Annotated in this window: 1 protein-coding gene; it reads right to left on the bottom strand. The window is 52.0% G+C overall.

All coding sequences use genetic code 11. The features are described from left to right. Positions 1 to 229 (bottom strand): LicD family protein (locus tag H6B10_RS15630; RefSeq protein WP_204652379.1); only part of this gene is annotated, 229 nt, incomplete at its 3' end. Positions 230 to 375: the final 146 nt, after the last annotated feature.

Raw genomic sequence — 375 nt, 5'->3', positions numbered from 1 at the left:
CTGCCCATTCCTTCTTGGCAATCTTTTTCAGCTTTTGGTAATCCCGCCGGGTCATGGCGATATCCACATCGTCATCCCAGGGGATAAATCCTTGATGCCGCGCCGCGCCAATCAGCCCGCCGCAGATCAGGTAATAGGTCAGACCGTACTTTTTGCAGACACGTTCGATCTCCAGCAACAGCTGCATATTGATCTCGTGCGCCTTTTGCAGATTTTCCTGTTTACTCATGCCTCATCCTTCGATTCCAGCGATTTTTGAATCAGCTTTTTGATCATCGTCGAGCTGGTGCTCTTGGTGTAGGGGAAGAATTCGATATTGGACCCCACGGCGTTCAGGCTGCGCTTGTCCTCCTCCCAATAGGGGTTGCCGGCGTA

Origin of the sequence: Gemmiger formicilis, assembly GCF_016901605.1 — a bacterium.
GTDB classification, from domain to species: Bacteria; Bacillota; Clostridia; order Oscillospirales; family Ruminococcaceae; genus Gemmiger; species Gemmiger formicilis_B.
This window is presented reverse-complemented; position numbering and strand designations above follow the sequence as displayed.